A 13,801-nucleotide genomic window follows, 5' to 3' on the forward strand; every position below is an offset into this window, starting at 1 on the left:
ATATTATTGATATAGAATTAATTCCACTGTTAATATTATACAATGAGGAAAATCTTATGAATACGTCATTTAATGAGATTTTATCAGAAATTCAGAAATCCAAGACTATGCCGGAATTAGAAGAGAAATTATTAAACGCGATAAATTATCTGGATTTTGAATTTTACTCAATTTACCAGGAAGAAAAATACCCATTCACGATAAAGAAATATGTTCTAATAACCAATTTAAATATAGAAACTGCGAACAATTATAATCAAAATAACAATCACGACAGCGACCAATTAATGAACGGCGATTATACTTTCTCCATCCCTTCAATTTATAATGAAAAAATATCGAAAAATGCTGATATTATGATTAAAGAATCAAATATAGATGAAGTGCAAAATAGCCTCTCAATTAAAATCAAAGGCTCTCATGGAGAAAGATCAATTTTTTCAGTCGCCAGAAAAGAAGGTGCCATTTCTCACAATGAGATACTTAATAAAGCAGGAATGTTAGGCATATTGGCAAATGAATGCGTGGAAACATTCAATAAATTAAAGAATAAAAAGGATAAAATAATTGTCCCAACACTATCCACGAGAGAAGTCGAAGTAATACGATGGACTTGTGAAGGAAAAACTTCGGCTGAAATAGCCAATATACTGGAAATCTCAACAAGAACAGTCAATTTCCATATCAATAATGTTATGGAGAAATTAGTTGTTCCCAATAAAGTCGCAGCAGTTGCTAAAGCAATAGCATATAACCTGATTATATAACAATTAGAGCCAAAATGAGGCTCTAATCACATTAAATTACAAAATATAATTTTTCAAAATATCTCTCCAGGCGTCATTAATTTCATTCATCAGGGATCCACATTTGATATGAGCATCATTAATATGCACACAAACATAACCACAGAAATCATTATTGCTCTTTGGTGTTTCGTAAACCAGTGAATTTTTATCTAAATTAATCTTTATTGAAATAATATCATAATGTAATTTCATCAGGATATTATCAATTGACATTAACAATAATCTATTTACTTCTGTTTTACTAAATTTATCATTAATTTTTCCATCTTCACCCGCCAGCAAATTAATCAAGAATGCTCTTCCCTTCGCTTCGGGTAATATCATTTGATCACTAAATCCTTTAACTAAGTGATCAACCCAAATTTCCTGTAAGCTTATACCATATACCCGATTAGCCATATCCCAAATACGCATACCGGCTGGTCTACGGTTAGTTTCAACCAGGAAAGTTTCCCCCGTTTTACTATCTTGTTTAATCTCATTATGGAATGCGCCGAGAGTCTGCCCTGAAATCAGGTTAATTGCCTGCCCTGCTTTATGTAATGCAATAGCATTTCTTCCATCACATTGCGCGGGAACTATTTGCCCTATTTCAACAGGATATTCACCTTTCTGAGAGACTTTTTGCGTTAAAAAAGCCATACAACCAATACCATCGTACGAATATTCTGTATCGAAAGTAATAAATTCCTCTGCAAGAATTGGGTTGCCACCAGACTGCTCAACAGATTGAGCAAAAGCAGTTGGGATTTTATTTCTATCTTTAATCGCCACTACACCGAAATTTGCCCGGCCACAATTAGGTTTAATAACCACGCCATACGGAACAGAGTCATAAAACGCCTCCAATTCATTAATATTATTAATGAACTTGTATCGAGGGGTTTTAATATGTTGGGCCGCAAGCAGTGGTAATATACGGGTTTCTTGTTGACGGAACTGAGATTTCTCAATACCCGCAAAACTTAATTCAGGATCATCACCATAAACATTCAGTTTCTTGGCTATAACAGCAGCATACCCGGATACCGCATCCATAAAGGGAAGAATAGCGGCACATGTCATATCAAGTTTAGAAAGAACACCTATTACTTGATCAACATAATTTTCTGTCCGTACAGGTATATGATAGACAAATGGGGTAATATTTTTCTCTTCACCGGACAACATATCACTAATAATTACTAATTCAAGGGAATAATTATATTGAATATAGTCACGAATATTAACTATTTCATTCAGTCTTACCGGAAGATAATCAAGTACTAACAAGTATTTTCTCGAACTCATATTTCCTCCATTATTAACTATTATGCAAATTTAATTTAAGTGAACGATAAGGATTAATAATGACGAACATTAATAAAACAAATACAGAGAATATCAAATAAATACTATTGTAGGAAAAATAGTTCAGCAAATTAGCACAAATGAAACTAGTTAAAGGTGTCGCTACCTGATTCAAAACAAGCACAACACCGAGATACTGAGAAAAATTCTTCTTCGGAATAAGGCTTGCCCGATAAGAGCGAGAAAAAAGATTGAAACAACCTTCCGAACCAATGACCAGCAAGAAACCCAACGTATAAATAACGAATAACGGACCGGTAGCGAATAATGTCAGACCACATAACGCAATAAGAAAAGCCGTCACACCGACGATACGCACATCAAAAATACGGCATAATTTCGGAGCAACAAAGAAGACACAACAATTCACCACCCCTGCATAAGCCAAAAGCCGGGCATAACTCTCTTCCGGTTGCGAAAAAATACTGGTAATAACATAAACAGCCGTTGATAAGATAGCCCCTTGCATCACATTCATCAGAAATGTCAGGCTAATAACCCGTAGTAGCGATGGATTTCCCATCAGGAATTTAAAAATCGCAGGTAGATTATAACCGTCTCTATTCACATGCTCTGCAATCTGATTTTTCCTTTGTAGCTGAAACCATATGAAGCTGCTAACCAGGAAAGGAAAAAAAGCAAACGCAAATACGGCATAAACACTGAATTTATAAACCAGCACACCAACAACCGCCGGGGCTGCGATATAGGTAAACTGTTCAACAAATTGCAAACGAGAGTTAACAGAAGGTAACTCTATTGCATTAACGTTTTTAGAGACGAAACCTTCGAGGTTGACATATCCCGCACCACTAAAAAAAGATAAAACACATGAGAGAGGAATAATGACATATACAATATTATTATCGGAATATATAAATGAAAGAATAAAAAGGAATAAACAAACCAATGAACGTAGAATATCACTCAGGAATAACATAACCAATGTATGCATCCTATCACCCATCCAACCAGAAATAGGGAGTGAAATGACTCTGAATAACCGTTCAAGCCCAAAAGCAAAAGATGAAAGTGAAGCACTATTAGTTGAGGTATATACTAATACAGGCACAGCAAACATAACAAATGCCTCTGAAAAAACAGAAAAAAAACGAGCCAGTATGATCCTGTGTATCATTAGTATTACCCCAACCTTATTGTCTATCCCAATAGGCTATTTTATTTATCAAATTGAGTCTGGGCAATACTCAAACTGATTTTATCAATTACGCCTACTGGGATAGACTTCTACTACGCAAAATTTAATGAATCGATTTAATCAAATAATTCCCCAAAACTAAATAATCAATATTTGTCTTCATGAAAGTTTTAATAGCATCCTCAGGTGAACAAACAATCGGTTCACTATCGTTATAAGAGGTATTCAGCAACAAAGGAACACCTGTTTTCCGATAAAATTCCTCAATCAACCGAGCATAACCTGAATTTGATTCACTATCTACAACCTGAACTCTGGCAGTGCCATCTGCGTGAACGACGGCTGGAATTTGCGATGCTTTATCGACTTTAGCATCCATCGCCAACAGCATATATTTTGCAGCTTCAGGTAATTCTTTCCGAACGTGGAACCAATCAGCCACATGCTGACGCAATACACTCGGCGCAAATGGCCTGAACATTTCACGATGCTTAATTTTACGATTCATTAAGTCCCGGATATCTTTATTTCTCGGATCTGCCAGCAAACTACGATTACCCAGAGCCCTGGGCCCAAATTCCATCCGCCCCTGGAACCAACCAATCACATTATTTTCAGCCAGTAAGCCTGCGACAACCTCATGAATATTTTCTTCATATGTCCAATCCAAGCCATGCTCACTCAAACTACGCTGGTAATCATCATCACTATATTCAACCCCCCAATAAGTGTGAGGCAAAGGATAACGTTGCTCATTGCCAAGAATCTGATGCCAAATAAATAACGCAGCACCTGTAGCAGTACCCGCATCATGCGCGGCAGGTTGCACAAAGATATCTTCAATATCCAACTCTTCATACAACCGTTTATTTGTTATGCAATTTAATGCAACGCCACCAGCAAGACAGAGCTTATTCGTTGCTGTTTCCTGTAAATGATAACGAGCCATATTTAAAACTATCTCATCAGTTATTTCCTGAAGAGAGGCGGCAATATCATAATATTCCTGTGCAACTTCTCCACCAGGAACTCTTTTCTCAATGCCAAACAAAGATTCCAATTTAGAAAAATCTTCACTGCGGAAATTGAGAATAGTATTATCGATAGTAAACTCACCTTTATCATAAATCTTGACTAATTGTTTGAATGCCGGCATAAAACCTTCATGCGTTCCATAAGCAGACATCCCCATCACTTTGCAAGCATCGTATACAGAGAAACCCAAGAATTCTGCCAATTTCTCCCACATAAAACCGATTGAATTAGGATATTCAATGGTTTTAATTTTTTCTATGCTATTGCCATTGCCCAGATATATTCCAGCAGTATTATCTTCTCCAACACCATCAAGTGATAACGTTAACGCTTTATCAAATGACGAGACAAAATAAGCCGATGCCGCATGAGCTGTATGATGAGGCACCCAATGAAATTGACCACGAAATCCCATCGACTGCAAAATTTCGGGCACTGAGGTCGTTTTACGATAGAAAACTGACTCACCCGAAACACTTCCCCAACTGCCTTCATTCTTAATTTCATCAATAAAGACTGACTTTCTTCGTTCTATCGGATCGATAGAAAACCCTATATGACTCACATCTTCTAATTTAATACCAGCAAAGTCTAATGCAACTTCAATTGAAGCCAATGGCAGTTCATCAGGATTATCAATATTTGCTGGCTTTCCGTGTTTTTTCCTATTTAACCGCTCTTCTTCAATGGAAAAAATAGTTTCTCCATCCTTTAATAAACAAACTGCTGATTCATGATAAACAGAATTTATACCTAAGATATACATGACTTATTATCCTCTCACTATAGTTAGTTTATTTTTAATACCAGGCAGCGCAAGCTACCACCACTCTTTAAGAATTCACCCATATCACATTTAACAACATGATAACCATAATTATTTAATTGTCGCTCAACCTCAATAGAACAATCATGCATAAAAATATCTTTTCCTATTGGGATATTATTACAGACAAATAACTCTTTGGCATCATGCTCTGATATTGGGATCCTTCGTTCAAAGGTTTTAGAAATATAATCCTGACTTTCTTTAGTAAATGCCTCCGGATAATAAATAACAGTATCTTTGTCAATAAATGAAAATGCCAAAGCCACATGGAAGAAAGTGTTATCCTGAATATGAAGTTCTCCTTTGACTTTAAGCTCCGGATATACTTTCTGAATTGTATTTATTGCTTCTTTATCTGAGCGAGGACCATAACCAAATATGATGTCATTATCCCAATAGATAACATCTCCCAGCCCTTCAAAATAGATATCTTCCTCAACGCGATGTATTTCATAACCCAGATTTTCCATATAGTCTATATAATACTGACTTTCGCCCTGACGTTCAGCGTGCCGGAAATTACTGGAAAGAAACTTATTATTATGCACCATGCCACTATCTCCTGAAAAAGTCATATCAGGCAAACCATTGACAGGATCGATAGTGCGAATATTAATACCTCTTTCAATCAGTCGTTCATAAAGAAAATCCCACTGTTGTTGTGCTAATCTCTTATTCACTTTGTTATTAGGATCCATCCAGTCATTAATAACGTATTCAATATCGTAAAAATCAGGTTTACACATTAATAATTCTTTAATCATAATATTTTCCTCATTCTGGATTTAACACTTTGATTAGTATGAATATTAAATATTTTTGCGAATCCATCCGCATCATTTTGACTATATAGATGACCACATTTATATATCGCCAAATTATGATCATAAATGCTGCTCTTTGAAGAACGGGAGCAAACATTGATATATTTATAACCTAATTCAAGTTTGACCTCACCATTGACATACTGATTCATGCTATCAATAAATTGGTTCAAATGAGTAAATAATGGATCATACCAAAGCCCGGAATAAACTAGTTCAGCCCATTTTTTATCAATTATTTCTTTAAACCAGTTTTCATTACGATTACTACAGTAAAGTTCCAAATCACGATGAGCGGTAATTAAGATATGTGCAGCAGGTGATTGATAAATTGCTCGCGTTTTCAAACCAACAATGCCATCTTCAACAATATCAAAAATACCAATTGATAGATTTTTACCAATTTCATTTAATATTTCAATGATTTCATTTAATGATTTTCTTTCGCCATCAAGCAATAGAGGTATACCATTTTCAAAACCTAATGATAAAGATATTGGCTCAGTGGCCAATAGTGCCCGCTCAAATAACCTCTCTTTAACATCCTCAGGAATCAACGCTTCTGGTTCTTCCAATGGGCCACATTCGATACTTAACCCCCATATATTTTCACTGGTAGAATAGGGATTATTACAACCAAATTCTTGAGGAATACCATATTGGGCAGCATAATTATTTACGATATTTTCATCGTATTTAAAATCTCTCAACGAAGAAATAGGAATTTTATCAAGAATTTCTATATTCATATCCATTCTGACTTGATCATTACCTCTAAATTGATGCGCAATATAATTAACATTGAGTGCGTTAGCTACTTCAACTGCGGCTTCAGCAATTGCAGGCCGGGAAAGTGCAGCACTGAGATAATAACCATTTTGATAAATAGCGTTGGCTTTGATTGCTTTTGAAAGAAATTTTTCAGCAAATTGCGTTCGATAATCTTTATAAATAAACTTATCAGCACCCGCAACCATGCATTCCAATTCAATATCTTCAATGTCTCTTACTTGTCCTTCATCAATATAAAGAGCAATAACCTCTTTAAACTCAGATTTAAGACTTCTTATGATAAGAGGATTATAGCGGCGATTATAGTAAATCACCAAAACACTATCAGAATTCATTTAGTGTGCACCCCATGCTTATAATAATTTCTTCTAACCCAGATTCTGTCGTACTTTCTTCAATAAGTTCTGAGAAATTATTTTCAAATAGCCAGGTATTGTTATAAATCGTGTCCATATAACGCTCTCCACTATCAGGAATAATGACAACGATATTATCTCCAGGTTTAAAATCATCCAGGCGATCCAGTGCCGCACTAACTGCACAGGCTCCCGTCCCACCAATCAGAATACCTTCATTTCTGGCTAATTTTCTTGCCGTACGGAATGCGTCAATATCTGCCACTTTCAAGGTAAAATCGATATTGCTGCAATCGAGAATAGTTGGTATAAATGCCAACCCCGCTCCCTGCACCAGATATTTTCCTGGCTCTCCACCGAAAATAATCGATCCAACGGGTTCAACACCATAAATTTGTACTTGTGGATTTTTTTCTTTCAGATAACGAGAAATCCCTGTAAGGGTTCCACAACTTCCTGCCGTAGAAAAACAAGCCGTCAAATTATCGCCAAAGGTTTCATACAACTCACGCCCTGTGGAATGATAATGTTCATCAGGATTAACTTGGTTTTCAAATTGCATGGGACTGAACGCATTCGGATAGGCTTTTATGATCTCTTTGGTTAAATCAATACGATATTTGACAGTATCCACTCCAGCTTCAAATTCTGGCAAGAAAATAATTTCTGCACCAAATGCTCTGATTTTATCGCGTTTCGCTATCGGCACCATGCGGTCTAAAACAGCAATAAACCGATAACCCTTAACAGCACACGCCATTGCCAAACCAATCGCAGTATTACCCGATGATGGTTCAATAACCACCATTCCTGGCCTTAATTCTCCCTGGGCTTCCGCCCTTTCCAACATGGCAACAGCAATACGGTCTTTAATACTCCCACCGGGGTTAATATTCTCCATTTTCAGAAAAACATTAACACCTTTAGTATATTTTCCATCCAACATAACCACAGGGGTATTACCTATAGTCTGTAATATATTTTTACCTAGCTTCATATCCGTTTTATCTCTCATTTTTTAGTCAATGTGAAGAACATACAGTGATAACGAGGTATTTTTATTAACAAATAAAGTGCTTTTATATCTAATATATCTATTAATCCATTGATGAAACTATCTATTTTATAAATAATTACAGGAGTAATTTAACCCCTATTAAAAATAAACCGATTTATTTATGCTCTCACACAATGATTAATCAATACAACTGATAATTATAAATTTACACTTAAAAGTCTACTGTCAACTCTGACAGTTATATACAGAAAAATCCATATAACTTTTTGATATTATTATTTAATAATAAGAATATGAATCATTAATTCCCCATATTCTTATATAAAATTAGATAAAATAAATTATTATTACAAATAACAGTGATTATATAAGAATATATTTTTAAATTATTATAAAATAATAATATATGCAATTAACCAGATCTATAAGAAAATATATCAAAATAGCTGATAAAAGATCGCCCATCAAAATGAAATTATCAAGGCCATATTATTAGATAGTGAAAAACATGAAATCAATTATTTATACATAACAATATGATAACTAGTGGTATTTTCACCATAGAAAACCAATAATAAAAACAAACCAAAAGACAAAAAATGGAAAATAAGTCAGATTAATGTTCAGTTTAATATAAATTACCCACGGAAATTATATAGATTAACGAAACAATAGTGGGTTAAAACAATAAAAAAAAACGCTGGCAATGCCAGCGTTTTTTACTTGTTAGCATCGGTTAATCAGAGATTAAGCTTCAGCAACAATGTTAACGTTCAATTTCGCGAATACGTCGCTGTGTACCTGGAAGTTAACTTCATGTTCACCAGTAGTACGCAAAACACCGTTAGGCAGACGAACTTCACTTTTAGATACTTCAACACCTGCGGCAGTCACTGCATCAGCAATATCGCGGGTACCGATAGAACCGAACAGTTTACCTTCGTCACCCGCTTTAGAAGCGATAGTAACGGAACCCAGTGCGCTGATTTTCTCAGCACGAGCTCGCGCTGCTGCCAGAACGTCAGCCAGTTTGGCTTCCAGTTCAGCGCGGCGAGCTTCGAAGAATTCGATGTTTTTCTTAGTCGCAGGAACAGCTTTGCCCTGTGGTACTAAGTAGTTACGGGCATAACCCGCTTTAACGTTAACTTGATCACCCAGGCTACCCAGGTTTGCTACTTTATCAAGCAGAATAATTTGCATTACCTTATCCTCTCAGAGTCGTTAATGGACTGTGCCGATTACTGATGACGATCAGTGTAAGGCAACAAAGACAGGTAGCGCGCGCGCTTGATAGCACGAGCGAGCTGACGCTGGTATTTTGCACGGGTGCCAGTAATACGGCTTGGTACAATTTTACCACTCTCGGTGATGTAGTTTTTCAACGTAGCGATGTCTTTATAATCAATCTCTTGAACACCTTCCGCGGTGAAACGGCAGAACTTGCGACGACGGAAATAACGTGCCATTTGGCTAGTCTCCAGAATCTATCAATTCAATCTGCTCGGCATGAAGAACCAGTTTGTTCAGACCATTGCGACCTTGATGGCAACTAATGAATCCTGAAACGGTTAATCGACTGCCGACCGTTATACTGTGAGTTAAAACTTGTAACAATTGTCCGCTGGCAATAACGGGCATTCTGCACCATGCTTGCCTGCTCAGACCGGCTTCCTGCTGCTGTGAGCGATGCTCAAGTACAAACTGGCAATGAGGGATACCGGTAGGACTAATTTTTCGAATGGGGGCTTTGCACACTGTGCCAGAAAGCACCAAACGATTAGTTGTCACAGTTATTACTCTTCAGAATCCCCAGCTTCTTCAGCATCAACGCCGGCGTCTTCCATAGAGTAATCGCGGCTGCGACGCTCATCTTTGGCTTTAACCATTGGAGATGCTTCAGTTACCGCGTGCTTAACGCGCATAATCATGCTGCGGATAACGGCATCGTTGAAGCGGAAGTTAGTTTCCAGCTCATCAATCGCTTCCTGCGGCGCTTCAACGTTCAGCAGAACGTAATGAGCTTTGTGCAGTTTGTTGATTGGATAAGCCAGTTGACGGCGGCCCCAGTCTTCCAGACGGTGAATCTGACCTTGCACGTTAGCGATAGTCGCACTGTAACGCTCGATCATGCCCGGAACCTGTTCGCTTTGGTCAGGATGGACCATAAAAACGATTTCGTAATGACGCATTAGAATTGCTCCTTACGGATTATTCAGCCTCCTGTCAGGGTCAACCGCAGCCCATGGAGGCAAGGAACTTGTTTAAGTGCGGCTGAAAAATTGACGCGTAACTATACCCGCCTCATATAAAAAACTCAAGGAGCGAGTAATGCTTTATGTTATGGGTTACTGCGAACTCCGCTGACGCACTGCTTCAAACAGGCAAATCCCCGTTGCAACAGACACATTCAGAGATGAGACCGAACCCGCCATTGGAATACTAATCAACTCATCACAGTGTTCGCGGGTCAGACGACGCATACCTTCCCCTTCAGCCCCCATCACCAGCGCCATCGGGCCGGTTAGTTTACTCTGATGTAGCGTATGGTCAGCTTCTCCTGCTGTACCCACCACCCAAATATTGTGTTCCTGTAACAAACGCAAAGTACGGGCAAGGTTGGTGACACGAACAAGCGGTACGCTCTCCGCGGCTCCACATGCCACTTTCTTCGCAGTGGCATTAAGCTGGGCGGAACGGTCACGGGGTACAATGACAGCATGTACACCTGCTGCATCAGCACTGCGCAGACAAGCCCCCAGATTATGTGGATCTGTCACACCATCAAGCACTAGCAAGAAAGGAGTTTCCATTTGTGCCAGCAAATCTGGCAAGTCGTTTTCCTGATACTGACGACCTGGCTTTACTTTAGCAATAATCCCCTGATGTACAGCACCTTCCGTTTGATTATCCAACCACTGACGATTTGCCAGTTGGATAGTCATCCCGATATTTTCCAGTTCATTAATCAATGGCATCAGACGGCGGTCTTCACGCCCTTTCAGTACATAAACTTCCATAAAACGCTGAGGGTCGCGCTCCAATAAAGCTTTAACGGCATGAATACCGTAGATAATTTCACTCATAATCTTCTTATTTTCACTGTCATACCATGAACCCATCCATCAGGCTCAATATATTCAAGAGACTAAAATATTCAGGCTACCCTGAAAAAACAGGATAGCCCTTTGATTATTTATCTGCGCTTTTCTTAGCCCGTTTAGCTTTGAATTTAGCAGCAATTTTCTGTGTTTTGGCTGAAAGGTTCTTACCCTTTTTCTTATCTCCTTCAGGCTTATCCACAGATTTCTTTTTACGGAAAGCGCCATCAGATTCAAAGTTAGCCTCTTTGCTATGACTACGCCCTTTCTTACTGTTCCTACGGCCAGGTTCTGCTTTTTTCACCCTGTCACGCGCTGTCTTACCGATATTTCGGGCTTCCCGACTAATGGAGAGCAGTTTAAAATCAATATTACGCTCATCCATATGGACAGCTTCCACACGGATTTCAACTTCATCTCCCAGCCGGAAAGTTTTACCAGAAAACTCACCCATTAAACGCTGACCAACATTATCGAAATGATAATAATCATTATTCAATGTAGAAACATGTACCAAACCGTCAATAAACAGATCATTTAAGCGAACAAAGAAGCCGAAACCGGTCACACTCGTGATAATGCCGGTAAAGGTATTACCCACCTGATCCTGCATAAAGTCACACTTAAGCCAATCGGCGACGTCTCTTGTTGCTTCATCGGCACGGCGCTCTGCCATTGAGCAATGTTGGCCCAGTTGCAGCATATGCTCCATATCGCTGTGCCATCCACCTGTCGGTGTCCCACATTGTTCAGCAACACCTTGTTGTTCCACCAGCAGATATTTAATCGCTCGATGCAGTGCCAAATCAGGATAACGGCGGATAGGTGAGGTAAAGTGCGCATAAGAATTCAATGACAGACCGAAATGACCACGGTTTTCCGGATCATAAATTGCCTGTTTCATTGAACGCAGCAACATAGTTTGCAATAACTCATGATCCGGACGTTCAGCCACTTGATGCATCAGTTGCGCATAATCTTTTGGTGTTGGTTGCATACCACCTGGCAGAGTTAACCCCAATTCGCCGAAAACAGAGCGCAGATTAACAATGCTCTCTTCTCTTGGCCGATCATGAATGCGGTAAAGCACCGGCTCGCTGTTTTTTTCCACGAAACGCGCAGCCGCAATATTCGCCAGAATCATACACTCTTCAATCAGCTTATGCGCATCATTGCGGGCAACCGGTTCAATTCGCTCAATACGGCGTTCAGCGTTAAAGATAAACTTCGCCTCCTCTGACTCAAAGGAGATAGCACCACGCTGTTCACGGGCATTTTCCAACGCCTGATAAAGCTCATGTAAATGTTCAATATGCTGAACCAACGGTTTATAGTGCTCACGCAGTTCTTCATCACCCTGCAACATACGCCATACTTTGGTATATGTCAGGCGTGCGTGAGAATTCATTACTGCTTCGTAAAATTTATAAGATGACAATTTTCCCTGCTCTGAAACCGTCATCTCACACACCATACAAAGGCGGTCAACCTGCGGATTCAGAGAACAAAGGCCGTTGGAAAGCACTTCAGGTAACATGGGAACAACCTGAGATGGAAAGTAAACTGAGTTACTCCGGTTGCGTGCTTCTGTATCCAATGCCGTTTGTGGGCGGACATAGTAACTGACATCAGCAATAGCAACCCATAAACGCCAACCGCCACTTCGCTTTCTTTCACAATAAACGGCATCATCAAAGTCACGGGCATCTTCACCATCGATTGTCACCAATGGCAAATCACGCAGATCAACTCGGCCTTTTTTCGCAGATTCCGGCACCTGCTCATCCAGAGAGGCCACTTGGTTTTCTACCTGTGGCGGCCAACTGTGCGGAATTTCATGAGTACGCAGGGCAATTTCCACTGCCATGTTCGTTCCCATTTTTTCACCCAGTACTTCAACTATTTTACCAACAGCTTTTGTACGGCGCGCCGGACGTGTAGTCAGCTCGACGACAACGACGTTACCCATGCGGGCACCCCTATTTTCATCTTTCGGGATCAGGATATCAAAGCTCAAACGACTATCATCCGGCACAACAAAGCCCATACCAGAGTCAATAAAATAGCGGCCAACAATCTGGCTGGTCTTGGGTTCCAACACACGGACAATGCGCGCTTCACTACGCCCTTTGCGATCGGAAGGTAATTGCTGCGCCAACACAACATCACCATGAATAGCCATTTTTAACTGCTCGGCAGAGAGATAAAAATCGTCTTTGTGGCCTTCTACCCGCAGGAAACCATAACCATCCCTGTGACCGATGACTGTGCCTTTCAATAAATCCAGTTTTTCCGGCAAGGCGTAACATTGACGGCGCGTGAAAACCAGTTGACCATCACGTTCCATCGCCCGTAAACGACGACGTAACGCTTCAAGCTCCTCATCGTTAGTCAGATTCAGCTCTTGTGCCAGTTCCTGGCGACTTACCGGTGCAGTGTGTTTAGAAATAATGTCTAAGATGTATTCGCGGCTTGGAATAGGAGATTCGTATTTTTCTGCTTCACGTTCCAAAAAAGGATCTTGTGACATG

The 13,801-nt window shown here is 39.3% G+C and carries 13 protein-coding genes; 1 reads left to right on the forward strand and 12 read right to left on the reverse strand.

Annotation, left to right across the window (positions count from 1 at the left end; genetic code table 11):
- The first annotated feature begins 56 nt into the window (after positions 1-56).
- Complete coding sequence (locus tag C5471_RS03675; protein ID WP_133813853.1) at positions 57-767, forward strand: helix-turn-helix domain-containing protein; 711 nt, start codon at positions 57-59, stop codon at positions 765-767.
- Positions 768-803: 36 nt separating this feature from the next.
- On the opposite strand, the gene C5471_RS03680 is transcribed toward C5471_RS03675, so the two are convergent.
- The 12 genes from C5471_RS03680 to rnr form a co-directional block, all read right to left on the reverse strand.
- Entirely contained in the window at positions 804-2,081 is a 1,278-nt protein-coding gene (locus C5471_RS03680; RefSeq protein ID WP_242688559.1) for an ATP-grasp domain-containing protein, read from the reverse strand.
- A 31-nt stretch (positions 2,082-2,112) separates the two neighbouring features.
- A complete protein-coding gene (locus C5471_RS03685; protein ID WP_133813855.1) occupies positions 2,113-3,297 on the reverse strand; it encodes an MFS transporter in 1,185 nt (394 codons plus the stop codon).
- 124 nt (positions 3,298-3,421) lie between these two features.
- Positions 3,422-5,119 carry a carbamoyltransferase family protein gene (locus tag C5471_RS03690; protein ID WP_133813856.1) on the reverse strand — a complete coding sequence of 566 codons (1,698 nt, stop codon included), beginning with the start codon at positions 5,117-5,119 and terminating at the stop codon, positions 3,422-3,424.
- Positions 5,120-5,142: 23 nt separating this feature from the next.
- Positions 5,143-5,946 carry a dimethylarginine dimethylaminohydrolase family protein gene (locus C5471_RS03695; RefSeq protein WP_133813857.1) on the reverse strand — a complete coding sequence of 268 codons (804 nt, stop codon included), beginning with the start codon at positions 5,944-5,946 and terminating at the stop codon, positions 5,143-5,145.
- Positions 5,943-7,133 (reverse strand): argininosuccinate synthase, encoded by a 1,191-nt coding sequence (gene argG, locus C5471_RS03700; protein ID WP_133813858.1) that lies wholly within the window; start codon positions 7,131-7,133, stop codon positions 5,943-5,945. Before argG ends, C5471_RS03695 begins: the two co-directional genes overlap by 4 nt.
- The gene (locus C5471_RS03705; RefSeq protein ID WP_166295649.1) at positions 7,123-8,169 is read right to left on the reverse strand and encodes a PLP-dependent cysteine synthase family protein; all 1,047 of its coding nucleotides are present in this window, start codon (positions 8,167-8,169) and stop codon (positions 7,123-7,125) included. The genes argG and C5471_RS03705 overlap by 11 nt, the downstream gene beginning before the upstream one ends.
- A 750-nt stretch (positions 8,170-8,919) precedes the next feature.
- On the reverse strand, positions 8,920-9,372 hold the full coding sequence (gene rplI / locus C5471_RS03710) for a 50S ribosomal protein L9 (RefSeq protein ID WP_133813859.1): 453 nt from the start codon (positions 9,370-9,372) through the stop codon (positions 8,920-8,922).
- A 38-nt stretch (positions 9,373-9,410) separates the two neighbouring features.
- Positions 9,411-9,638, reverse strand: coding sequence for a 30S ribosomal protein S18 (gene rpsR, locus C5471_RS03715; protein ID WP_000135199.1), 228 nt, complete (start codon positions 9,636-9,638; stop codon positions 9,411-9,413).
- A 4-nt stretch (positions 9,639-9,642) separates the two neighbouring features.
- A complete protein-coding gene (gene priB, locus C5471_RS03720) occupies positions 9,643-9,960 on the reverse strand; it encodes a primosomal replication protein N (RefSeq protein WP_133813860.1) in 318 nt (105 codons plus the stop codon).
- 5 nt (positions 9,961-9,965) lie between these two features.
- Positions 9,966-10,361 carry a 30S ribosomal protein S6 gene (gene rpsF / locus C5471_RS03725; protein WP_133813861.1) on the reverse strand — a complete coding sequence of 132 codons (396 nt, stop codon included), beginning with the start codon at positions 10,359-10,361 and terminating at the stop codon, positions 9,966-9,968.
- Positions 10,362-10,517: 156 nt separating this feature from the next.
- Complete coding sequence (gene rlmB / locus C5471_RS03730; RefSeq protein ID WP_133814255.1) at positions 10,518-11,255, reverse strand: 23S rRNA (guanosine(2251)-2'-O)-methyltransferase RlmB; 738 nt, start codon at positions 11,253-11,255, stop codon at positions 10,518-10,520.
- A 106-nt stretch (positions 11,256-11,361) separates the two neighbouring features.
- Complete coding sequence (rnr, locus tag C5471_RS03735; RefSeq protein WP_133813862.1) at positions 11,362-13,800, reverse strand: ribonuclease R; 2,439 nt, start codon at positions 13,798-13,800, stop codon at positions 11,362-11,364.
- Position 13,801 lies beyond the last annotated feature (1 nt).

Source organism: Photorhabdus tasmaniensis (genome assembly GCF_011189505.1).
Lineage (GTDB): Bacteria > Pseudomonadota > Gammaproteobacteria > Enterobacterales > Enterobacteriaceae > Photorhabdus > Photorhabdus tasmaniensis.

What these genes read in the sequence shown, in the direction of transcription:
- argG (WP_133813858.1), bottom strand. Translation starts at nt 7,133, where the DNA reads ATGAATTCTGATAGTGTTTTGGTGATTTACTATAATCGCCGCTATAAT.
- C5471_RS03695 (WP_133813857.1), bottom strand. Translation starts at nt 5,946, where the DNA reads ATGATTAAAGAATTATTAATGTGTAAACCTGATTTTTACGATATTGAA.
- rpsF (WP_133813861.1), bottom strand. Translation starts at nt 10,361, where the DNA reads ATGCGTCATTACGAAATCGTTTTTATGGTCCATCCTGACCAAAGCGAA.
- C5471_RS03685 (WP_133813855.1), bottom strand. Translation starts at nt 3,297, where the DNA reads ATGATACACAGGATCATACTGGCTCGTTTTTTTTCTGTTTTTTCAGAG.
- rnr (WP_133813862.1), bottom strand. Translation starts at nt 13,800, where the DNA reads ATGTCACAAGATCCTTTTTTGGAACGTGAAGCAGAAAAATACGAATCT.
- rplI (WP_133813859.1), bottom strand. Translation starts at nt 9,372, where the DNA reads ATGCAAATTATTCTGCTTGATAAAGTAGCAAACCTGGGTAGCCTGGGT.
- C5471_RS03675 (WP_133813853.1), top strand. Translation starts at nt 57, where the DNA reads ATGAATACGTCATTTAATGAGATTTTATCAGAAATTCAGAAATCCAAG.
- rlmB (WP_133814255.1), bottom strand. Translation starts at nt 11,255, where the DNA reads ATGAGTGAAATTATCTACGGTATTCATGCCGTTAAAGCTTTATTGGAG.
- C5471_RS03705 (WP_166295649.1), bottom strand. Translation starts at nt 8,169, where the DNA reads ATGAGAGATAAAACGGATATGAAGCTAGGTAAAAATATATTACAGACT.
- rpsR (WP_000135199.1), bottom strand. Translation starts at nt 9,638, where the DNA reads ATGGCACGTTATTTCCGTCGTCGCAAGTTCTGCCGTTTCACCGCGGAA.
- C5471_RS03690 (WP_133813856.1), bottom strand. Translation starts at nt 5,119, where the DNA reads ATGTATATCTTAGGTATAAATTCTGTTTATCATGAATCAGCAGTTTGT.